A 21,908-nucleotide genomic window follows, 5' to 3' on the forward strand; every position below is an offset into this window, starting at 1 on the left:
AAAATCATCGAACCCATTTTGGAGAATCTTATGTCCCGTCTCGCTGAATTCCGCCTGCTCGAACAACAGCTCGCAGCCCAACTGGCGGAGCTGGAAGCGCTGAAAAATGACTCTGCCCTGAAGCAGGAAATGGAATTTGAAACGAAGCTGCGCAGTTTGCTCAACGAGTATGGCTACGGCCTGCGCCAAGTGGTGCTGATCCTCGATCCGCAAGCGGTGGCTTCCACTGATATGGCCCCAAAAACCTCTCGGAAACCACGCGAAGTGAAGGTCTACAAGAATCCACACAGCGGAGAGGTTGTTGAGACCAAGGGTGGTAATCAGCGTACGCTTAAGGCCTGGAAAAACGAGTATGGCGCTGAGGTAGTCGAGTCTTGGCTCGCCAATTGATTGCACTGCAGGCGGCTTCTGGCACGAGATGAATCGTGGTGCGCCCCGAATGCAAATTCCCATTCTGGGGCGTGACGAAATTTTCTGCGGGTGGTGGATTTAGAGAATTAAAACTGTCGCTAGAGGGTCCCGTCTTTCGCGGCCTGCAGCCATTTGGAGAGGAAACGCAAAACTGTCGCAATCACCCAAAACGCCGGTTCAGACTGATTCGCTAGAGAATTAAAACTGTCGCAGCCTGAAACGACGCGGCTTTCACGTGTATTCAGAGCCATCATTATCGATAGCCTGCTTACAAACATGTAATTCCTGGATCACGTGGATGACAGCTCCCAGTCGGTAAGCTTCACTCATGTCTTCATGGAGTAACAGAAATGAACACCGCTAAAAGCATTGCCGCCCTCATGCTCGTAATCGCCTCCTCATCCGCTTTAGCTGAAGGAGGATCTGATCGCTTACACGGAAAGATGATTCAGGCAAATGAGCAAGCAATGCGTGCCTACGCCGCTGCCAATGGAAAAAAACCACCTGAAGTGATCCATTATCGCTACGGAATGAAACTGGATGTGGCGAGAGTTATCAGTATGACTTCGCTCAAAGGTAGCTGCGACGTGATGCCGACACAGATGAATTACGAGGACTCAACAGGTGAGTTGAAAATCCTCGAATATCGCTCTGCTGGAATTAACTGTAGAGGTCAAAACTGACCGAAGGGACAGGGTAAGTCTTGGAGTAAGCTGACCACGACCAGCGCTGCAGCTGGTCGGCTGGCCGGCAGAAGCCCTTCCCCCGGGGCATCTTGCATTACGTGTCAGGATAACTGGCAACTACTTGATCGTCCCCACTCTTGGTGAGGCCGATGACTTGATAGGCGTGTTTCATGCCATCAACCTCCATACCTGGTGAGCCAGCGGGCATGCCAGGTACCGCGACGCCTGCCAGGTCGTTGCGCTTTATGAGCTCCTGCACCTGGGCTGCGGGGACGTGACCTTCCACAAACTTGCCATCGATAACCGCGGTGTGACACGAAGCCAGCCTCGGAGCTACTCCTAGCTCTTGCTTCACCGCCCTCATGTCCGTTTCAACGTGGTCGACGACCTTGAAGCCGTTTGCCTCCAAGTGCGCTATCCATTTCTTACAGCAACCGCAATTAGCGTCCCGGTGCACATCGATAGTCAGGGGCTCCGCAGCAAAGGCGGCTGAGGCGATTAGAAGTGACGCTGCGGTACTTAAACCGAGGAAGCGGCGCTTACTTGTCATGAGTGTGCTCCTTCCCGTCTTTGTGCACATGGGTTTTGGGAGTAGAACCTGTGTGGTGGTCCGAGTGCGCCTCGCCGGACTCGTGTTCACCGTGGTGCTCCGCTACTGATGAAGACTCCGAATGCGAACTGCCATGATCATGACTTTCCTCAGCCACGCCGTTTGCTGCGGAATCATCATGATTTCCATGACCTGATTTCGCACCACCGTGTTGGCCTTCATGGTTATGCATATCGCTTTCGCCACCGCCATGTTGGTGACCACCACTGGAAGCGACCATCATCTGGTACTGCTCAGCATTGAGTTGCGGTAGCTGGTCCAGGAACGCGACGATTCCCCAGATGTACTGGTCGTCCATGCTCTTACCCCAGGCTGGCATGCCTGTCGCTTTGATACCGTGCTTGATGGTCCAAAACGCAGCAGCAGGGTCACCGCTTACACCTATCTCGGTGAGGTTTGGTGGGGATGGGTATAGGGCTTGGCTGAGTTCAGTTTTCTCCACCCCTGGCGCGAGGTGGCAACCGATACACATGGCGTTGTAGTTGCCTGCCCCTGCTTGGATGAGAGCAGGATCTTTAAGGTTTGGCACCTCAATGTCGCTTGCTCGGACTTCAATCGAGCGATCCCGCGCCATGGCCAAAAACGCATGCACAGCGGGGAAGTGTGGGTCGTCCGCACCAACGTTCACGAGACCGAAGTAAGCAGCACCTAGCACTGCTGCGCTAGTAACAGCACCTGCCGCCACCAGCGTTGTAATTGTTTTTTTCATGTTGAGTTCTCAAAACCACATCCGAATACCGGCCACAAAACGAGCTTCGTCCACGTCCCCGCCTTCATCCCGAATGAAATCGGCGGTTTTGCCGTAGGAACGGCTCCAGGTGACACCTATGTATGGCGCGAACTGGCGAACAATCTCGTACCGTAACCGCAGCCCGACTTCGGTGTTTGCCAGGCCAGAGCCGACGCCGCGTTCCGGGTCGTTCTTGCCATAAAAGTTGGCCTCAGCGGTTGGCTGAAGAATTAAACGATTGGTTAGCAAGATGTCGTACTCGCCCTCCAGACGGGCAGCGGTTTGACCGTTCTCGCCGATAAAGGCGGTGGCTTCAGCTTCGAAGTCATACAGGGCCAGGCCCTGAATACCGAACGCAGCCCAGGTCTGCGGATCCTCCGGTTTGAAATCCTGCCGGACGCCGGCGACAACATCCCACCACGGGCTTACCGAGCGGCCATAGAGGAGCTGCAGCTCAGCATCTTCAGTCACACCATTGGTTCGTTCACCTTCCGAGCGAATCCAGAGCCTATTGATATCGCCGCCCACCCAGCCGGATGCATCCCAAGCAAGCGTGCTACCTTCATCGGCATCTTGGTATTCCAGTTGGTCTAGCAAGAAAAAGCTGTTGAACCCGCTGTCATCCATTTTGTGCCCGTCAAGCGGGGGGAAGGCAGCCTGCCGGTCGGCATCAGTCAGCACCGGGATTGGCGTACGGCTGGTCGGGGTCGGCGAATCAGCGTTCCCGTTTCCCATCGTGGAATGACCCATCGCGCCATGATCCATGCCTTCCATGGACCCGTGATCCATGCCTTTCATGCTTCCATGGTCCATCTTGCTGTGGTCCATCGAGGCGGGTTTCGCTTTGGGCTGGCCATGGCCCATTTTGCTGTGATCAACGGGTGCAGGTTGCGTGGGTTGCTTGCTCGCGCCCATCTGGCTGTGGTCCATGCCCGGCATCGCAGCCTGTGATGAGGCGTGGTCCATCTGCATGGCACCGTGGCCCATTGCCGAGTGGTCCATTCCGGAATGATCCATTTCAGCGGCGAAGCTGGGCGAAACGCCCAGCACACCTAAAGAAACGGCGAATGCCAGCAGCGATGGTCGTGCAACGCTATTGGCCATTTTTCCCTGCCTTAGCTTTGTCGCTGCCATGCGATTCCATCATTTTGCTGTGATCCATTCCTTCCATGGAACCATGATCCATGCCCTCCATAGAGCCATGATCCATGCCTTTCATGGAGCCGTGATCCATGCCTTCATGGTTCATGCCCTGGGCTTGCTTGCTCTTCGAGCCGTTCGATTGCGCCGCGTTGGACGACTTTTGAGAGTGCTGATCATGGTTGTCACTGGACCAGGAAGACGGGGCGTACACCGCGAGCAGGCCAACCATCGCGGCAGAGAGGAAAAAGGCGCTTCGTTTCATTGGTTTGCTCATCTCGTATCTCCAGTTCATTCGTCCACGCGGACTTCTCGGAACATGCCCATCTCCATGTGGTACATGAGGTGACAGTGATAGGCCCAGCGCCCGAGTGCATCTGCGGTTACGCGATAGCTTCGTTTCGAGCCAGGCGGCATATCGATCGTGTGTTTTCGCACCATGAAATTGCCGTCCTCATCCTCCAGGTCACTCCACATGCCGTGCAGATGGATGGGGTGAGTCATCATGGTGTCGTTGACCAAGGTAATACGCAGGCGCTCGCCGTACTTGAGCCGCAGCGGCTCTGCGTCAGAAAACTTGATCCCATCGAAGGACCAAGCGAACTTTTCCATATGCCCGGTAAGGTGCAGTTCGATTGTCCGGCCAGGTTCCCGGCCGTCAGGGTCGATGAAGGTGCTACGCAAATCCGAATACGTGAGAACCCGACGCCCGTTATCGCGAAGCCCGATCCCCGGATCGCTCAGCTTTGGCGTAGGGGTCATGGTCTGCATATCGACCAGAGGGTTGTTTGTTTCGGAGGCGGGATGGTTCTGCATGGCACCGCTGGCGGCCATATTGCTTTGGTCCATACCGGTCATGTTGCCGTGGTCCATGCCAGCCATCTTGCTATGGTCCATACCGGCCATGCTGCCGTGGTCCATGCCAGCCATCTTGCTATGGTCCATACCGGCCATGCTGCCGTGGTCCATGCCAGCCATCTTGCTATGGTCCATACCGGCCATGCTGCCGTGGTCCATGCCAGCCATCTTGCTATGGTCCATACCGGCCATGCTGCCGTGGTCCATGCCAGCCATCTTGCTGTGGTCCATACCGGCCATGCTGCCGTGATCCATGCCACCCATGCTGCCGTGGTCCATCCCCATATCACTCATGGAGATGAGAGGCCTTGGATCTACAGCCGGCACCGGTGCCTGCAGGCCCTCACGGACAGCCAAGGTACCCCTTGAATAGCCGGTGCGATCCATGGATTGAGCAAAGATGGTGTAAGCCTGCTCGTTTTCAGGCTCGACAATGACATCGTAGGTTTCAGCAACGGCAATCCGGAATTCATCGATCGACACTGGCTTAACGTACTGACCGTCGGCTGCGACAACCGTCATTTTCAAGCCGGGGATCCGCACGTCGAAATAGGTCATCGCCGAGCCATTGATAAAGCGAAGCCGGATTTTCTCCCCTGGCTTGAAGATTCCCGTCCAGTTCCCATTTGGCGCCTGGCCGTTCATGAGGTAGGTGTAGGTGTGCCCGCTCACGTCAGCGAGATCGGTTGGGCTCATCTTCATCTCGGCCCACATCTTTCGATCGGCCACAGCAGCAGACCAACCTTTCTCGCTCACGTCGTCGACGAAGTCGCCAACGGTGCGCTTGTGGAAGTTGTAATAGTCCGACTGTTTTTTGAGCTTGGACATAACCCGCGCCGGGTCTTCGTCGGTCCAATCACTCAGCATGACGACATAGTCACGATCGTAGGTGAAAGGCTCTGGATCCTTGGCATCAATCACCAGCGCACCGTAAACACCGACCTGCTCCTGGAAGCCCGAATGGCTGTGGTACCAGTAGGTGCCGTTCTGGTGGACCTTGAACTTGTACTCGTACATGCCGTCGGGAGCGATGCCATGGAAGCTTAGACCCGGCACGCCGTCCATATTCGCCGGCAGGATGATGCCGTGCCAGTGGATGGACGTGTCCTGCTTCAAGCGGTTGCGAACCCGTAGCGTGACCGTGTCGCCTTCGCGCCAACGGAGTATTGGTCCTGGCAGCGAACCGTTGATGGCCATCGCCGTTCGAGCTGCCCCGGTAATGTTCACCGGGAGCTCCCCGATGTACAGGTCAAAATCGGTGCCGGTCAGTACGTTAGGCTGGCCAGGGCTGGTTACGGCCCAGACCGGCGCGCGCCACATGCCCAGCCCACCCAGTAGTCCGGTAGCAGCCAGGCCTTTGACGAATGAACGTCTCGTGGTTTTGCTTTGCATGCCGTTGCGTCCAATCAGGTAGATCGCTGATATCCAGACTGCGGGATCCGCAGCCATCTGGTTTCAATTGAGCTCCCCCAAGCCTCGTAGACTTTCGCCAAAGCACAAGGATTGCGGGAGGCAATACCCCGAAAGCTGACATAGTTCAGATTCCGGGGTGATTACATTTCTGTAAGCTAAGCTCAGCAGCTCTCGTGGCCGGGGTGCTTTTGGCTTTGGGCGGTAACAGGAGCCTCTGCTTTTTTCTCCTGAGCAACCTGGTAAGCCTGCATGGAAGATGCACGTGCAGCTTCCATCCTGGCGAAGGTGCGATCCGCGCCGCCTTCAGCCAGGGCGAGGCTCGCCATGCCGAAGGTGACTACCATCACAATCGCTTTGATCATGTTCATTTGCGTTTCCTCTAAGGGTCAGTTTCGCCTGATTGGCGCCGTTCACAGTGCTCAAGCTAGCTACCCGGCACTGTCAGCAAGCTGAGCCCGACATTACTTTTCCGTCAGCTTCTGGTTGGGTGCCTTTTTTGCTGCACACTGAAGGGCATCCAAGGGGGCGCAGCAGATGAAATTACTCGTAGCCGAAGATGAGCCAAAAATCGGGGCCTACCTGCAGCAAGGGCTGACGGAGGCAGGCTTTACCGTCGATCGTGTGGTCACAGGGACCGACGCGCTGCAATACGCTTTGAGCGAGGCGTATGACCTGCTGATTCTTGATGTAATGATGCCGGGGCTAGACGGCTGGGAGGTGCTGCGGATGGTACGTGCGGCAGGGAAAGAGGTCCCAGTCTTGTTTTTGACGGCCCGTGATGGCGTGGACGATCGCGTGAAAGGGTTAGAACTCGGGGCTGACGATTACCTGGTCAAACCCTTTGCATTCTCGGAACTGCTAGCGCGTGTGCGCACTTTGCTGCGAAGAGGCAGCAGTGGCTATGCTCAGACCACTATGAAGATGGCTGACCTGGAGGTAGACCTGCTTAAGCGCCGGGCCACCCGAAATGGCAAGCGGATCGACCTCACAGCCAAGGAGTTCTCCTTACTGGAACTACTCATGCGCCGACGCGGCGAGGTACTGCCGAAGTCCCTGATCGCATCGCAGGTGTGGGATATGAACTTCGACAGCGACACTAACGTGATCGAGGTTGCTGTTCGTAGGTTGCGGGCCAAGATTGATGACGATTTCGCCCCCAAGCTCATACATACAGTTCGTGGCATGGGCTATCTGATGGATGTTCCCGAGTAATGCGCGCCCAATCGTCGCTCGTTAAACGCCTTACCCTCATGTTCATGTTCGCGGTCATCGCCGTATTGGTCGTTGCCGGCGTGAGCTTCTACATGCTCAGTCAGCACCATTTCCAGATGCTGGATGAGCAAGCCCTGGCCGAGAAACTCGAATCCACCCGGCACATCCTTTCACTTTCAGCAGCACGTGATGAACTTGAGGATCAGGAGCCTCAACTGCGTGCTTTGTTGGGGGCTCATCAGGACCTTTCTGCGGAGATTCTTGATGCTGACGGTACTGTCCTGTTCTCGGACTCCAAGGCATCCCGCATCCCTGAGCGCTTTAAGCAGGCCTCTTCTGGCGCCGTTTGGGACTGGCAAATCGACTCGCGGAACTTCCGGGGGATTACCTCTCAACTGGCTATAGCGCAGGCGCAGGCGCCGGTAACAGTCATGTTGATGCTGGATGTCACCAGCCATGCCCACTTTTTCAAGACGCTGCAATGGTGGTTCGGCATTGGCTTGGTCATCAGCGCTCTGGTTAGTGCAGGATTGGGGTGGATCGTGGCCAAGAGCGGTCTTCGGCCGGTTGGGCAGATCACCAAGGTGGCGACATCCATGTCTGCCCGGTCCCTTCGCGAGCGAATTCCATTGGAGCCCGTGCCGCTTGAATTGCAGGAGCTGATCCTCTCCTTCAACGGAATGCTTGCACGCCTGGAAGACGCGTTCGTCCGGCTATCAAACTTCTCAGCCGACATCGCACATGAGCTGCGGACTCCGGTAAGTAATCTTCTGACGCATACCGAAGTCGTTCTGACCAAAAAACGCGACCTCGATGCCTACGAAGACAACCTCTACTCCAATCTTGAAGACCTCAAGCGCATGTCGCGCATGATCGATGACATGCTGTTCCTGGCAAAAGCTGATAACGGCTTGATCATCCCCGAGCAGGTTGATATCGATCTGGTCGGGCTAGTGTCCAGACTGATTGAGTACTACCAGCTTGCAGCCGAAGACCGAAGCATTCGGCTTGCCCTTCAAGGCGAAGGTACGATCCGTGGTGACCGGCTAATGATTGACCGGGCGGTTTCCAACATTCTATCCAACGCTTTGCGCTATACCCCCGAAGGCCACGATATCGCCGTCCGGATTGTCGAGGCGGCTGATCAAGTGAACCTGTCCGTCCAGAACAATGGGGCCACGATTGATCCGGAACATATCAACAAAATCTTCGACCGGTTCTATCGCGCTGACCCTGCAAGGCGGGAAGGAAGCCCAAGCAACGCCGGCTTGGGTCTGGCCATAACGCGTTCGATCATCGAGGCTCATGGTGGGCGAATTTGGTGTACCTCCGCTGACGGCGTGACGAGTTTTCACATCGCTCTGCCGCACGCCAAACAATCCACTTCCAAGCCTCAAACGGCTTAATGCTCATTTCATGCGTGTAACCTATACTCGGCCATCATGAACCGGCTCCTACGACTGTTCACCATCCTGCTTCTAATCGCATCGCTTCCTCTCAACGGCATGGCGGGAGTCGACTCAGCCATTGAACCATGCCCCATGCAAACCATGGGGATGGAGATGATGGCGGGGATGGATCACGATTGTTGCCAGGATACTGATCCAGGATCAGCTGCCGACCACTCCAAAGCCTGCAAAGTGGGCCAGGAGTGTAGAACCGCGAGCACAGTTCAGGTCGAAATAATTAACCCCACGCTCACCTATTCTGCGCCTAGGCCAGTAGATACCTATGCGGTGAGCCTCGTAAACAGGGCGCCTCCTGACCCTTGGCGGCCACCCCGCGCCTGATTACCTCTTAAATTCACCCCATCGTCCTGTTTTGCAGCCGGATGATGGCATGCGCTTGCGCGCTGATTTTTTGAGGAATCATTTCCATGACTCCCCCACGTTACCGATTAGGGATGGCATGTCTGGCCGCTCTGATCAGCCTGTTGTCGACGTTACCGGCTCAGGCTACACCGTTGTCTCTGGAGGAAGCGCTTCAACTTGCCGAACGCAATGCCCCCATCCTCCAGGCCAGGCAAGAGCAAATGACGGCCGCTCGACACGCTGTGATCCCAGCAGGCGAGCTGCCTGATCCACGTCTCAACCTAGGAGTGCAGAACCTTCCTGTTGACGGCAGTGATCGTTGGAGCATGAACCGCGATTTCATGACGATGCAGGTTGTCGGCCTCTCCCAGGAAGTACCAAACCGGGACAAGCGGGAGGCACGAGTTGAGACGGCACGAGCGAGCGTTGAGCGAGCCGATGCAGAGGCGGTGTTCGAGCGCTTAAAAGTGCGTGCTGCCACAGCCCAAGCTTGGGTCGCGGCGTACACCGTTCAACGGAAACTGCAGCAGTTTGAGGACTTCTACAAAGAAAACCGTCTGTTGGCCGCAGCAATCCGCGCACGCCTGGCCGGCGGTACCGGCGCGACGGCCGACGCACTTGCTCCTGACCAGGAAGCTGCGCAACTCGATGAGCAAAAAGATGTTCTGCTCACACAGGCCGCTCAGGCACGGGCTGCACTCAAGCGATGGATTGGAGAGGATGCTGATCCGCAAGCTCAAGCATTTCCGCGCTGGCCAGTGAGCGCGCCGGACTATCTACACGCTATACATGCACATCCAGAATTGGCGACCTACAACGCCCTTACGCGGGAAGCACAAGCTCAAGTGCACCAAGCCTTGGCAGAAAAGAAGTCGGACTGGGGGTGGCAGGTGGATTACCAGCGGCGCGGGCCTGAATTCAGCAATATGGTGAGCCTGCAGGTAAGTTTCCAACTGCCCTTGTTCGCTGGCTCACGGCAGGACCCGATGATCGCGGCACGTCGCGCACAAGTCCGGCAACTGGAGGACGAACAGGAAGCGGCATTGCGTGAGCATAAAGCGCAGCTGGAGACAGATCTTGCGGATTACCAGCGATTGCAGCGAGCAGTGCAGCGCAGCCGTGAAACATTGTTACCGCTAGCGGAGGATCGAGTCCGCCTCGCCCTTGCTGACTATCGAGCCGGTAAATCACCCTTAAGTGAGGTTCTCACCGCTCGACGTCAGCGGGTTGAAACACGACTGCAAGACATCGATCTGCAAGGACAGTTGGCCGCGACAGCTGCACGGCTGCACTTCGCGTATGGAGAGGTGCGCGCATGAGAAATTCAACTATCAGCCTTGTGGTATTGGCCGCGTTGGCTATCGGCGGTGGCGTTGGCTATCAGCTAGCAAAGCGTGGGCAGGTGTCCACTGCCTCCCCTGAAACGCTACAGAAGGTGCTGTATTGGTATGACCCGATGTACCCCCAGCAGCACTTTCCAGCACCGGGCAAGTCGCCCTTCATGGACATGCCACTGGTGCCGAAGTACCAGGAAAGCACCGCTGCTGAGGTGAGCCCCGCAGTTCAAGTTTCACAGGGGCTCCAACAAAACCTGGGGGTCCGTCTGGCTACCGTAGCGAAAGGGCAGCTTGCTCGAACCCTCCAGGTGAGCGGCGTGCTTACCTTCGATGAGCGGGATTTTAGCGTTCTGCAGGCTCGTACCGGTGGCTACGTCGAACGCACCTATGGCCGCGCTACAGGCGACGTGGTTGCCAAGGGCGCCCCATTGGCAGATGTGTTGACGCCTGAATGGGCGGGCTTGCAGGAAGAGTACCTGGCGCTTCAGCGATCTGGGGACAATGAATTGCGCGCTGCAGCTCGGCAACGACTACTGCTGGCGGGTATGCCTGCCGATCTTATCAACCGGATTGACCGTACGGGAAGGGTCCAGAATTCGGTAACGCTCTTGGCCCCAACAGCAGGCGTCCTTCAGGCTCTGGAATTGCGGCCAGGCATGACAATGACACCGGGTGCAACGTTGGCGAAGATCAATGGTATCGCGAACGTCTGGCTTGAGGCCGCAGTACCTGAAGCGCAAGCCCAAGGCCTACAGGAAGGACAGGCAGTGCAGGCGAATCTGGCAGCGTTCCCAGGCGAACCTGTTCCCGGCAAGCTGACCGCATTGCTGGCTGATGCGGATCTGCAAAGCCGCACCTTGCGGCTTCGTATAGAACTGCCCAACCCCGGCGGCCGGTTGCGCCCAGGCATGACCGCGCAGGTTTCCCTCCATCCGTCCGGGCAACAGGATGACAGCCTACTGGTGCCAGCCGAGGCGATCATTCGGACGGGGAAACGCGATCTCGTAATGGTGTCAGAAGACGGAGGTCGATTCCGGCCGGTGGAAGTAGTGCTCGGCCAGGAAAGTGCTGGCCAGGTGGTCGTGCTGCGAGGCCTTCAGGCGGGCCAGCGCGTTGTGGCGTCCGGGCAGTTTCTGCTGGACTCCGAAGCGAGCTTGAAAGGTATCGAGGCCGTTACTGCTGGCGATGCTCCACTTGCGCAACCTGTACAGCCGGCTCTACATCAGGCCAATGGGCGCATCGTTCAAATAGAAGGTAATCAGCTGACCATCGCTCATGGACCGTTCGTGACGCTGGGCATGCCTGGTATGACGATGACTTTCCCTGTGGCAGATCCCCGCTTGATTGCCGGACTCAAGGTTGGCGAACGCATCCGGTTTGGAGTGCGCGAGCGCGATGAAGGCATGGTCATCGAGCAAATAACCCAGCAGGAGAACCAGCCATGATCGCGAACCTGATTCGTTGGTCGGTTGGCAACCGCGTCCTGGTCCTGCTGGCAACACTGTTTGCCGTAGCTTGGGGCGTTTTCTCTCTGCGCAGTTTGCCGATCGACGCGTTGCCTGACCTGTCAGATGTGCAGGTGATTATCCGCACCTCCTACCCAGGGCAGGCACCGCAGATCGTGGAAAATCAGGTGACATATCCCCTGACCACCACAATGCTTTCCGTACCCGGAGCCAAGACAGTGCGGGGCTTTTCAGCATTTGGAGACAGCTTCGTATATGTGTTGTTTGAGGACGGCACAGATCTCTATTGGGCGCGGTCCAGGGTGCTCGAATACCTAAGCCAGGTTCAGTCTCGATTACCGGCGTCCGCTAAGCCAGTGCTCGGACCCGATGCCACTGGTGTAGGCTGGATCTACCAGTATGCGCTGGTGGACCGCAGTGGTACCCATGACCTGGCACAGCTGCGCAGCCTTCAGGACTGGTTCCTGCGCTTCGAGTTGAAAACTCTTCCGGACGTTGCCGAAGTGGCGACGATAGGCGGGATGGTCAAGCAGTACCAGGTAGTGCTCGATCCGCTGCGCATGGCCAGCTTGGGAATCACTCAAGTTGAGGTTTCGGACGCCATCGCCAAGGCCAATCAGGAAACCGGTGGCGGCGTGCTCGAACAAGGCGAAGCTGAGTTCATGGTAAGGGCTTCCGGCTATCTGAAGTCACTCGATGATTTCCGAGCCATTCCCCTGCGCCTGGCTGCGAAGGGTATACCCGTAACACTGGGCGATGTAGCCACTGTACAGCTGGGCCCTGAGGCACGTCGCGGCATCGGCGAGCTTGATGGACAGGGCGAAGCGGTGGGCGGCGTAGTAATTCTGCGCAGTGGCAAGAATGCGAAAGATGCCATCGCTCACGTCAAATCCAAGCTTGAATCGCTGGAAAAAAGCCTGCCTGCCGGGGTCGAGCTGGTCACTACCTACGACCGTAGCCAGTTGATCGATCGTGCTGTGGAAAATCTGAGCCAGAAGCTGATTGAAGAGTTCATCGTGGTCGCACTGGTGTGCGCTGCATTTCTTTGGCATCTGCGCTCATCGTTGGTCGCCATCGTCTCGCTTCCGGTTGGTGTCCTCATTGCCCTGATCGTCATGCGCCACCAGGGCATCAACGCCAACATCATGTCGCTTGGGGGCATAGCCATTGCAATCGGTGCGATGGTGGACGCCGCTGTGGTGATGATTGAGAACGCGCACAAACGGGTTGAGGCTTGGCATACGTGGCACCCTGGAAAGTCGTTGCGTGGCGAAGATCATTGGAAAGTGATGACTGAGGCAGCAGTCGAGGTCGGGCCTGCGCTGTTCTTCAGCCTCATGATCATTACGCTGTCCTTCATACCGGTATTCACCTTGCAGGCTCAGGAGGGAAGGCTGTTTGCGCCCCTCGCATTCACCAAGACTTATGCAATGGCAGCAGCAGCGGGCCTTTCGGTTACCCTGGTACCCGTGCTGATGGGGTACTGGATTCGGGGTCGTTTACCGGCAGAAGAGCGCAACCCACTCAATCGAACCCTGATACGGCTCTATCGCCCAGCATTGGAGATCGTTCTACGCCGGCCAAAGCTCACGTTGGCGGGTGCACTGTTGATTTTGCTCAGCAGTGTCTGGCCCCTGAGCCAGCTCGGCGGCGAATTCTTGCCGCCACTGGATGAAGGCGATTTGCTGTACATGCCGACTGCCCTGCCAGGTCTTTCGGCGCAGAAAGCCTCTGAGCTTTTGCAACGTACGGACCGGCTGATCCGAACGGTACCGGAGGTCGCCAGTGTCTTCGGTAAAGCGGGCCGGGCTGAATCAGCGACCGACCCGGCCCCGCTGGAGATGTTCGAGACGACTGTCCGACTTAAACCGAAGGATCAGTGGCGAGCAGGGATGACCACTGAGAAGCTGATCGAAGAGCTGGACCGTACCGTGCAGGTACCTGGGCTAACCAATATCTGGATCCCACCGATTCGAAACCGTATCGACATGCTCGCAACCGGTATCAAAAGCCCGATCGGCGTAAAGGTTGCCGGCAGCAATTTGAATGAGATCGACCGGGTGACTCTGGCTATCGAGAAGGTGGCCAAAACGGTTCCAGGGGTGACTTCCGCCCTCGCCGAGCGATTAACCGGTGGACGCTACATCGATCTGGATATCGACCGCCAATTCGCAGCGCGTTACGGCCTGAACATTGCTGATGTCCAAGCGATTGTTGCCGGCGCCGTTGGGGGCGAAAACATCGGCGAAACCGTAGAAGGCCTGGCGCGATATCCCATCAGTGTTCGGTACCCACGGGAGTGGCGTGACTCTGTTGATGCCCTGCGGCAGCTACCGATTTACACCAGCCAAGGGGGGCGAATCACACTGGGAACCGTGGCACGGGTGCGTATTGCGGACGGTCCACCCATGCTCAAGAGTGAAAACGCGCGCCCCTCGGGCTGGGTGTATATCGACGTGCGGAGACGGGACCTGTCCTCCGTCGTTGCCGACCTGCGCCGGCTAGTCGATCAGCAGGTGAAGCTCGATCCTGGCATAAGCTTGAGCTATTCCGGGCAGTTCGAATACCTGGAGCGCGCCAATGCGCGCTTAGCATGGGTAGTACCGGCGACGCTGGCCATTATTTTCGTCCTTCTCTACCTCACGTTTGGCCGCCTCGGTGAAGCGCTGCTGATCATGGCTACCTTGCCATTTGCGCTAACCGGCGGCGTATGGCTGCTGTACATGATGGGCTACAACCTGTCGGTGGCCACGGGTGTCGGTTTTATCGCCTTGGCTGGGGTCGCAGCAGAGTTTGGAGTCATCATGCTGATCTACCTCAACAATGCCTGGACTGAACGAAACGGCAACGGTACGCAGGGGCAACCTGCGCTTCTGGATGCTATCCGCGAAGGGGCCGTGCAGCGCATCCGCCCCAAAGCCATGACCGTAGCAGTGATCGTCGCAGGCTTGATGCCAATCCTCTGGAGTAGCGGTACCGGCAGCGAAGTCATGAGCCGGATCGCTGTACCCATGGTCGGCGGCATGCTCACCGCGCCTTTGCTCTCACTATTTGTAATCCCTGCGGCTTACTGGCTCGTCAGGCGCCGCGGACTCGCTGTACACGATAACCCCCAAACAGGAGTAACCCGATGAAGAAGCTACTGTGTCGGCGCTGATTGAAAACTGACCCACCCTGCCGATTGAAAAATGACCCAGGGCTGCTTGCCGATTTAGACCCCGGCAATTGTGGATAAGCCTAGCAGTCGACAGCGTCGTGAAAGTGCTGACCCTGCACTCAGCAAGGCCAGCCCAAAGAGGTCAAAACGGGTCGTCCTCCGATTCCTCGACATCCTGCCGTCTGCGCTCCCTCGCCTGGATCTTGGTCTTGGCCACCAAGGTGCTGTTTTGCAGGCGGTATGATTCATTCCCCGTCTCGACGATGTGGCAGTGGTGTGTCAATCGGTCGAGCAAGGCCGTGGTCATCTTGGCGTCGCCAAATACGCTCGACCACTCGGCGAAGCTGAGGTTGGTGGTGATGATCACGCTGGTGTGCTCGTAAAGCTTCGAAAGCAGGTGGAACAGCAGGGCTCCGCCGCTCTGACTGAAAGGTAGGTAGCCAAGCTCATCAAGGATTACCAGATCTGCACGCAGTAGTCCTCGGGCGATACGCCCTGTCTTGCCCTCATGTTTTTCACGCTCCAGCAGGTTGACCAGATCGACTGTGGAGTGAAAACGCACACGCTTGTTATGTTGGGTGATGCCGGCCACTGCCAAGGCAGTAGCGAGGTGCGTTTTACCGGTGCCAGGGCCACCGATGAACACCACATTTTGCGCTGTGTCGGTGAAGGCCAGAGTGGACAGTTCCCTGATCAATCGGACATCGGCGCTGGATACACCGAAGTCGAAGCCAGCCAGGTCACGGTGCATGGGCAGTTTCGCCATGCTCATCTGATGATGCACCGAGCGTACTGCTCGGTCGGCGTGCTCTTGATCAAGGAGATGCTCGATCAGCCATTTCGATGACGCAGTGGAAGATTCGCCTTGTGCGGCCAGCTCTGCCCAGGCATCGGCCATGCCGTGCAGGCGTAAGTCTTTGAGTTCCTCTGTGAGATCACGCATTGCGCACCTCCTCATCCGTGCTGCGCAACCGGTCATAGCGTGCGGTATTGGCAACAGGGGTAACGTTCAGTTGCAGGTTGGTTTCGACCGAGGGTGGTGCTTCACGAGCGGTCAGACGGGCCACGATGTTGAGGATGTGGTCAGCGCTCAGGCTGCCAGACTCCAAAACCAGCTCAACCGCTACGAGAACAGCATCCAGGCCAGCGATGGGCACGGCGGCCAAGACCTGGGTCATAACCCGGTCACCCTGTAGATTCCGCAGCAGCCCGCGCCTGAGCAGGCGTAGTGGCTTAGGCAGATCGGCAAACGGGGCACCATTGCGTAGGGCCCCCGGTTTGCGTTCAATGAGGGGGATGTAGTGTTGCCAGTCGTAGCTGACCTGATCGCGATCAAACAGGCGCTCATGGCTAGCAATCACACCCTCATCGGCAATCACGACGATTCGCGAGGGATAGAGCCGACTGCTGACCCACTGGCCAACACGCTCACAGGGTACTGAATAGCGGTTGCGAGCCACGTTGATCAGACAGGTGCTGGAAACGCGAACCGTGCGTTCTACATATCCGTCGAAAGGCGTCGGCATCGGCATCATTTCGACGCGCTCCAATTCCAAGACTTCTGCGACGGTAAGGCCGTTGTACTGCGGATGAATCAGCTCATGCCAGAGAGCCCGGCAGCGCTGGGCAAGCCAGGCATTCAACTCTTCGAAGCTATGGAAAGTATTGTCGCGGGCGGACAGCCAGATGCGGCGCCGACTGTCTTGGACATTCTTTTCGACGATACCTTTTTCCCAGCCGGACGCTACGTTGCAGAAGTCCGGGTCGAACAGGTAGTGCGAGCACATCACCATGAAGCGAGCATTGACCGTGCGGCCTTTACCCTTGGAGACCTTGTCGACCGCAGTTTTCATGTTGTCGTAGATGCCGCGACGCGGCACGCCACCTAAGGCGGCGAATGAGCGGGTATGGGCATCGAACAGCATTTCATGCCCTTGGCTGGGATAGGCCACTAGCCAGAAAGCTCGGCTGGCACATAGCTTCATGTGCGCGACCTGGACGCGCCTGAAAACACCGCCAACCAGCAGGCCTTCCTCGCTCCAATCGAACTGGAAGGCCTCGCCCAAGGCGAATGCCAACGGCACAAATGCCCGTACCGCCTTGCCTTGCTCTCCGCGCCAATGACGAACGAAGGCAGTGAGCTGGCTGTAGCCGCCGTCATAGCCTTCAGCGCGGATCATGGCCAGCAGCGCCTTGGCACTGCGACGATGTTGCTTGGCCCTTAAGGCATCAGCCCGCAGCGCTTGCTCCAACATCTCGTGAAAGGGACTGAGCTTGTTGAACACGGCTCGACGCTGATAAACCGGCTGTTTGGACTCCGGCGCTCTGACCCATTTTCGGATGGTGTTGCGCGACAGTCCGGTGCGCTTGGCTATCTCATGCAACGACAGCTTGTCGCGGAAATACATCCGCCGAATTTTGCCCATCATTTCCATGCTGATCACCCTGTGTTCTCCTGCTCAAAAATTGAGCAGGTGCAGTGGAACACCTGGGTCAGTTTTCAGTCAGCACAACGGGCGAAACTGGGTCAGTTTTCGGTCAGCGGCAACAATGCTACTTCGGCTTTTTAGGTGAGGACGGGGACTGTGAGTTGAATCGCCCCTGGTTTTCTAGACACTCTCCAAGCTCAGGAAATAGCGTTTCTCATACTCTACTGGAGACAGCTGCATAGCACTGCTGTGTCGGCGTTTAGGGTTATAGAACATCTCGATGTAATCGAAAATATCACTTCGGGCTTCTTCACGGGTTGTGTAGATCTTTCGTCGGATTCGCTCTCGCTTCAAAAGCTGGAAAAAGCTCTCGGCTACGGCATTGTCGTGGCAGTTTCCCCGCCGGCTCATGCTGCTGATTACATTGTTGGCCTTCAAAAAGCTTTTCCAATCCGAGCTACTGAACTGACTGCCTTGATCTGAGTGAATCATAACTTGCTGCTGAGGCTTGCGTCGCCAAACAGCCATCAACATCGCGTCGATAGCCAGGTCGCTGCACATCCTTGGCTTCATTGACCAACCAATTACTTGGCGTGAGAACAGATCCAGCACTACCGCGAGGTAGAGCCACCCTTCATAGGTGCGGATGTAAGTGATATCTGTCACCCAGACCTTGTTCGGCTCACTTACCTTGAACTGCCGCGCGAGGTGGTTGGGCGAGGCCACTGTTGGTTTTCCACCATAGAACCCTGGACGCCGCCGATAGCCCGTTTGAGAACGCAGTCCCTCCGCCTGCATCAAGCGCCTGACTCGATTTCGGCCGCATTCCTCTCCCAGCTCACGCAGGTCATCGTGAATTTTGCGGTAGCCGTATACACCTCCGCTTTCCAGCCAAGCGTGTTTGATCAAGCCAAGCAGACGTTGATCTTCTTTTGCTCGGGCAGATTGAGGCTCGGCCAGCCAGGCGTAATAGCCGCTGGGGTGCACCTTGAGGGTTTGGCAAAGGCGCCGCACCGGGTAATCAGTCGAGTGCTTCTTGATGAAGGCGTACTTCAGCCGCACTCCTTGGCAAAGTACGCGGCGGCCTTTTTTAAGATGTCTCGCTCTTCCGTCACGCGCTTGAGTTCAGCGCGTAGCTTGCGCAGTTCGGCCTGCTGATCGTCGTCTTGCTGACGCTGCTCTTGGGGCTTGCTGTAGACCTTGATCCAGGCGTAAAGACTGTGCACGGACATGCCCAGGCGCTGGGCGACATCGGCGACAGGTTTGCCTTTCTCGGTCACTTGCTTGACCGCTTCGATCTTGAATTCTTCGGGGTAACGCTGACGACTCATGGCACCTCCTATTTGGGCCTCATTATGAGGCTTGGAGGTGTCTACGAAACCAGGGGCGATTCAGAGTGAAGATGGCCCGGGAGGAACTGGGCGATCTGCTGGAGCTGACTCAGGCCTGAGGAGGCCTGCTGTAAACCACTTTTTTTCACTGTAAACCACAGTGGTTTACAGTGAAAAAAGTGGTTTACAACGTAGCTATGACACGCGCCCTGGCCACTCCCCAGGCCAGCGCGCTCCTCATTGGTTCGTTCAGCCGGACGTCGAACACCTGTGCTGCTCGGGGCCTTGCCACGCCGCGGTGTCCTATAATTCATCTTCAGCTGAATGGAGCAAAATGTTGTGAAGCGCACATTCATTGGAATGGTCGAGGCTGGTGAGCCACTGATGAGGCAAGCGCTTGAAGCTATCCGACAGGCCCACGAAGCGGAGGCTGCTGGATTGCCAGACCTTGAGGTACAGCGTCTTCACCTATTGGCAGATTCGCTCTATCAGGCGGTCATTGATTTTCAGCTCCTCAAAGCAGGTAAACCACCGTCGACTATCCAGTGAGGACCTGCCGCTACATGACGAAAAAGATACCAGCTCTTCTCCCCGACCACCCCATGTATACCGACGCAGTGGATGCGATGAAGCAATACCACGAGGCGCAGGCTTCTGGCTCATCTGCCGAAGAGGTTGAGCGCCTGCGTCAAATCGCAGAATCACAATTTCGGGCTGTCAGCGAGTATCAGCTCAACGCTCTGGGATATCAGTCTCGTCGTCCGCACTGAAGGGATAACCGATCCGGAGGTAGCTTCAGAATCCATCAAGCCAAGCGGAAGACTCACGACGCGGTCCGATTGATCAGCGAGACGGTCGGGAGGGTTTGCACACAGCCCCAAAAAAAAAGCAGCTCCCGAGAGCTGCTTTTTTCTTACTCCCCCTTTTTGTGCTTGTGGGGTTTCAGGTCCGGATGGTCCTTCTGCTTTTCAGGGGTGACTCGCTGCCTTTTGTCCGGAGTGCCATCTTCATTGGTGCGCTTTGGGCCTGGCTTGATGCTCATGCAAAACTTCCTTTTCCGCTTGGGTTGTTGAATGCAGCTATGTAATTAGTCCAGCTTCTCTCAGCTGTCAAAGCAGGCTGGTGCAGAACCGCCTGGCCGATGATCCGGTCCACATCGAACATTCAGAGGCCAGAATAAGAGCCTCCGACAAAGGGCTTACAAGGGGCAGTGAAATCCAGCGCTGAGCGATACGAAGACGTCTGGACGTTCATCATGCCGAGCACGGTGTGGAACAGGTTGTCGTGGCTCAGCGGTGACGTGGTTTGAGCTTTCAAACAACCCACGTTGACCTTTTCGCTCTTCGCGAGCGAGTCAGACATCCAAAGTACCAACGGCACCTTTGTTTGCTCGTCAGGAGCCATCGCGTAAGGCAGCCCGTGTAGATAGAGCCCACCCTCCCCCAGCGATTCGCCGTGGTCCGAAACGTACATCAGCGCAGTGTCGAACTTGGTGTTGGCCGCCAGGATATCGATGAGATTTGCAGTCACATAATCGGTGTAGAGGATTGAGTTGTCGTAGGCATTGACCACCTCCTCCTGCTTACATTTGTCGAGCTCGTTGGTCTCGCACACCGGTGCGAATTTCTTGAATTGCGAGGGGTAGCGCTTGTAGTAGGCCGGGCCGTGACTGCCTTTGTAGTGGAGCACCAGGACAGCATCGCCTTCCTGGCGCTTGATGAAGTCTTGCATCTCCGTGAGCAGCACCCCGTCCTTACACTCCTCGCTGGTGCACAGTTGGGAATCCGCGTGAGAGGCAGCCTTGTGGTTGGGAACCCTGTCGCAGACCCCTTTGCACCCCGAGTTGTTGTCAGTCCACATGACACTGATGCCAGCGCGTTGAAGCACGTCGAGCAGCCCTTCTCGGCTCTTGGCCAAGCCATCTTTGTACTGGGCCTTACCCACGTCCAGGAACATGCATGGCAGCGAGACCGCGGTAGCGGTACCGCAGGAGCTCACGTTCGTGAAGCTAATGACATTTCGCTTTTCTAGTTCCGGATTCGTTTCACGGGAGTAGCCGTTGAGGGAGAAGTTGGCGGAGCGAGCGGTCTCTCCTACTGCCAGTACCAGCAGCCTGGGTTTACGAGCCGCACCCTGTCGATTAACTACCGCATCAGTACCAATGGCCGTCAGCGTTTTAGGTGAGGCCAGCTGACGCTTCAGGTACCCATGGCCAGCCGCAAACAAGTTGGTAGGTACCAGAATCAGCCGGATCTCCCGATTGTTGCGCAGCAAGGAGGCATACGACTGGTACTGACTCAACGCGATGCCAGATAAGGTCAACAGAGCGAGCGACAGAGCAATGAACCTGCTGACCAAAGCTTTGGCCCAAGGCTTGCGCCGGAGGGGAACCCGGGCAATCAGGTAGACGGGCAACACCCCAACCATTGCGACCCAAAGACCGAGCTTCCAATTCAGCAGCTCGGTTGCCTCAGCGACGTCGGTCTCCACAACGTTGGTGAACATTGTGTAATCGATCACGATGCCGTAGGCATTCATGAAGTAACTCGCAAAAGACGCGCTGATCAGTACCAGGCACAGTATGGGTTTGGCCAGCCGCCCCCATGACAGCAAGCTCAGAACGGTAAACACCCATGCGAATACTATGACTGGGAGGCTAGCCGCTAGCTGCCAGTTCACTTCATCGGTTTTGAATACCAGCTTCCAGAGCACGTTCCAGAGCTCAGCGTTCGCGAATAGCAGTAACCAAAAAGTCACCAGGCCGATTAGCAAATTAGTACTGATGCCTTTCTGCCGCGCATTGCGAATAGCAAAGATCCATTTGCTTAACAGGGTGTGAACAATGGATTTGGAAGGTGTCATTATCAAACTCTGGAAGCTGCTTATCCATGGCGGTAGCTATGGAGTTAGCGGGAGCTACAAGGCAAACCGTCGACAGATGCTGAGCGATTGCGCAATGTGCGGAGCGTCAGAGGCCTTAGGCCCCTAGGCGTTGGGGACGCTTAGTATGTGTGAGGCATAGGGATAAAAAGAGAAATGAATCTCGCTGAGCGCATTATTTCCGGGACCTGATAACGACACGATGACCTCGGGATTACAATGCTGACAGAAATCCAATTACTGCTGTTTTGATTGTCATTGATCACGCTATGATCAAAATTAGGGGGATACTACCCACCAAAAGCAATGCTCCGCTCAGCTAGATAAATTTAATTTCACAAACAAAACGGTTTCGTTTTGTCGTAGGCTAATTTTGAACTTTCAATTCAACTTACAAGTCTTTCTCGCGAGCAGAATATTATTTTCAACTTTTGCTC

At 56.5% G+C, this 21,908-nt stretch carries 20 protein-coding genes; 9 read left to right on the forward strand and 11 right to left on the reverse strand.

Annotated features, from left to right (window positions below):
* Nucleotides 1–30 precede the first annotated feature (30 nt).
* Both ACOKS3_RS00045 and ACOKS3_RS00050 read left to right on the forward strand, forming a co-directional pair.
* Complete coding sequence (locus ACOKS3_RS00045) at nt 31–390, forward strand: histone-like nucleoid-structuring protein, MvaT/MvaU family (protein WP_010951431.1); 360 nt, start codon at nt 31–33, stop codon at nt 388–390.
* 371 nt (nt 391–761) lie between these two features.
* Entirely contained in the window at nt 762–1,094 is a 333-nt protein-coding gene (locus tag ACOKS3_RS00050) for a DUF2790 domain-containing protein (RefSeq protein WP_011953079.1), read from the forward strand.
* 97 nt (nt 1,095–1,191) lie between these two features.
* Here the strand turns inward: ACOKS3_RS00050 and ACOKS3_RS00055 are convergent, their stop codons facing one another.
* The 6 genes from ACOKS3_RS00055 to ACOKS3_RS00080 all read right to left on the reverse strand — a co-directional run bounded on the left by ACOKS3_RS00055 (nt 1,192) and on the right by ACOKS3_RS00080 (nt 6,216).
* Complete coding sequence (locus tag ACOKS3_RS00055) at nt 1,192–1,647, reverse strand: DUF411 domain-containing protein (protein WP_011953080.1); 456 nt, start codon at nt 1,645–1,647, stop codon at nt 1,192–1,194.
* Nucleotides 1,637–2,416, reverse strand: a complete 780-nt coding sequence (locus tag ACOKS3_RS00060) for a c-type cytochrome (protein ID WP_011953081.1) — start codon at nt 2,414–2,416, stop codon at nt 1,637–1,639. The genes ACOKS3_RS00055 and ACOKS3_RS00060 overlap by 11 nt, the downstream gene beginning before the upstream one ends.
* A 9-nt stretch (nt 2,417–2,425) precedes the next feature.
* The gene (locus ACOKS3_RS00065) at nt 2,426–3,541 is read right to left on the reverse strand and encodes a copper resistance protein B (protein ID WP_011953082.1); all 1,116 of its coding nucleotides are present in this window, start codon (nt 3,539–3,541) and stop codon (nt 2,426–2,428) included.
* Entirely contained in the window at nt 3,531–3,854 is a 324-nt protein-coding gene (locus ACOKS3_RS00070) for a hypothetical protein (RefSeq protein WP_012269845.1), read from the reverse strand. The genes ACOKS3_RS00065 and ACOKS3_RS00070 overlap by 11 nt, the downstream gene beginning before the upstream one ends.
* Nucleotides 3,855–3,868: 14 nt before the next feature.
* Nucleotides 3,869–5,827 carry a copper resistance system multicopper oxidase gene (locus tag ACOKS3_RS00075; protein ID WP_012269846.1) on the reverse strand — a complete coding sequence of 653 codons (1,959 nt, stop codon included), beginning with the start codon at nt 5,825–5,827 and terminating at the stop codon, nt 3,869–3,871.
* A 182-nt stretch (nt 5,828–6,009) separates the two neighbouring features.
* Complete coding sequence (locus ACOKS3_RS00080) at nt 6,010–6,216, reverse strand: co-regulatory protein PtrA N-terminal domain-containing protein (RefSeq protein ID WP_011953085.1); 207 nt, start codon at nt 6,214–6,216, stop codon at nt 6,010–6,012.
* Between the two features lie 166 nt (nt 6,217–6,382).
* On the opposite strand from ACOKS3_RS00080, the gene ACOKS3_RS00085 reads away from it, so the two are divergent.
* The 5 genes from ACOKS3_RS00085 to ACOKS3_RS00105 all read left to right on the forward strand — a co-directional run bounded on the left by ACOKS3_RS00085 (nt 6,383) and on the right by ACOKS3_RS00105 (nt 14,808).
* Nucleotides 6,383–7,060, forward strand: a complete 678-nt coding sequence (locus ACOKS3_RS00085) for a heavy metal response regulator transcription factor (RefSeq protein WP_011953086.1) — start codon at nt 6,383–6,385, stop codon at nt 7,058–7,060.
* Entirely contained in the window at nt 7,060–8,466 is a 1,407-nt protein-coding gene (locus ACOKS3_RS00090) for a heavy metal sensor histidine kinase (RefSeq protein ID WP_011953087.1), read from the forward strand. Before ACOKS3_RS00085 ends, ACOKS3_RS00090 begins: the two co-directional genes overlap by 1 nt.
* 470 nt (nt 8,467–8,936) lie before the next feature.
* Nucleotides 8,937–10,190 (forward strand): TolC family protein, encoded by a 1,254-nt coding sequence (locus tag ACOKS3_RS00095; protein ID WP_011953089.1) that lies wholly within the window; start codon nt 8,937–8,939, stop codon nt 10,188–10,190.
* Nucleotides 10,187–11,653, forward strand: a complete 1,467-nt coding sequence (locus ACOKS3_RS00100) for an efflux RND transporter periplasmic adaptor subunit (RefSeq protein ID WP_011953090.1) — start codon at nt 10,187–10,189, stop codon at nt 11,651–11,653. Before ACOKS3_RS00095 ends, ACOKS3_RS00100 begins: the two co-directional genes overlap by 4 nt.
* Nucleotides 11,650–14,808 (forward strand): efflux RND transporter permease subunit, encoded by a 3,159-nt coding sequence (locus ACOKS3_RS00105; protein ID WP_011953091.1) that lies wholly within the window; start codon nt 11,650–11,652, stop codon nt 14,806–14,808. The genes ACOKS3_RS00100 and ACOKS3_RS00105 overlap by 4 nt, the downstream gene beginning before the upstream one ends.
* A 165-nt stretch (nt 14,809–14,973) precedes the next feature.
* On the opposite strand, the gene istB is transcribed toward ACOKS3_RS00105, so the two are convergent.
* From istB to ACOKS3_RS00120, 3 genes are all read right to left on the reverse strand, one after another.
* On the reverse strand, nt 14,974–15,774 hold the full coding sequence (gene istB, locus ACOKS3_RS00110; protein ID WP_013970780.1) for an IS21-like element helper ATPase IstB: 801 nt from the start codon (nt 15,772–15,774) through the stop codon (nt 14,974–14,976).
* Nucleotides 15,767–17,266, reverse strand: coding sequence for an IS21 family transposase (gene istA, locus ACOKS3_RS00115; protein ID WP_169725187.1), 1,500 nt, complete (start codon nt 17,264–17,266; stop codon nt 15,767–15,769). Before istA ends, istB begins: the two co-directional genes overlap by 8 nt.
* 174 nt (nt 17,267–17,440) lie before the next feature.
* A protein-coding gene (locus ACOKS3_RS00120; protein WP_087535084.1) for an IS3 family transposase occupies nt 17,441–18,591 on the reverse strand; the annotation gives its coding sequence in 2 pieces (ribosomal slippage) (nt 17,441–18,357 and nt 18,357–18,591; 1,152 coding nt in all).
* Nucleotides 18,592–18,915: 324 nt separating this feature from the next.
* Between ACOKS3_RS00120 and ACOKS3_RS00125 the strand changes: the two genes are divergently transcribed.
* Together ACOKS3_RS00125 and ACOKS3_RS00130 are read left to right on the forward strand one after the other, a co-directional pair.
* Nucleotides 18,916–19,140: a hypothetical protein gene (locus tag ACOKS3_RS00125; RefSeq protein ID WP_011953103.1), complete on the forward strand. Its 225-nt coding sequence runs from the start codon at nt 18,916–18,918 to the stop codon at nt 19,138–19,140.
* 14 nt (nt 19,141–19,154) lie between these two features.
* Nucleotides 19,155–19,361: a hypothetical protein gene (locus ACOKS3_RS00130; protein WP_011953104.1), complete on the forward strand. Its 207-nt coding sequence runs from the start codon at nt 19,155–19,157 to the stop codon at nt 19,359–19,361.
* Between the two features lie 143 nt (nt 19,362–19,504).
* On the opposite strand, the gene ACOKS3_RS00135 is transcribed toward ACOKS3_RS00130, so the two are convergent.
* Both ACOKS3_RS00135 and ACOKS3_RS00140 read right to left on the reverse strand, forming a co-directional pair.
* A complete protein-coding gene (locus tag ACOKS3_RS00135) occupies nt 19,505–19,633 on the reverse strand; it encodes a hypothetical protein (RefSeq protein WP_003253468.1) in 129 nt (42 codons plus the stop codon).
* Nucleotides 19,634–19,755: 122 nt separating this feature from the next.
* Nucleotides 19,756–21,453 (reverse strand): phosphoethanolamine transferase, encoded by a 1,698-nt coding sequence (locus ACOKS3_RS00140; protein ID WP_003298414.1) that lies wholly within the window; start codon nt 21,451–21,453, stop codon nt 19,756–19,758.
* Between the last annotated feature and the right edge of the window lie 455 nt (nt 21,454–21,908).

Source organism: Pseudomonas sp. HS6-2, assembly GCF_049325675.2.
GTDB lineage: Bacteria > Pseudomonadota > Gammaproteobacteria > Pseudomonadales > Pseudomonadaceae > Aquipseudomonas > Aquipseudomonas putida_N.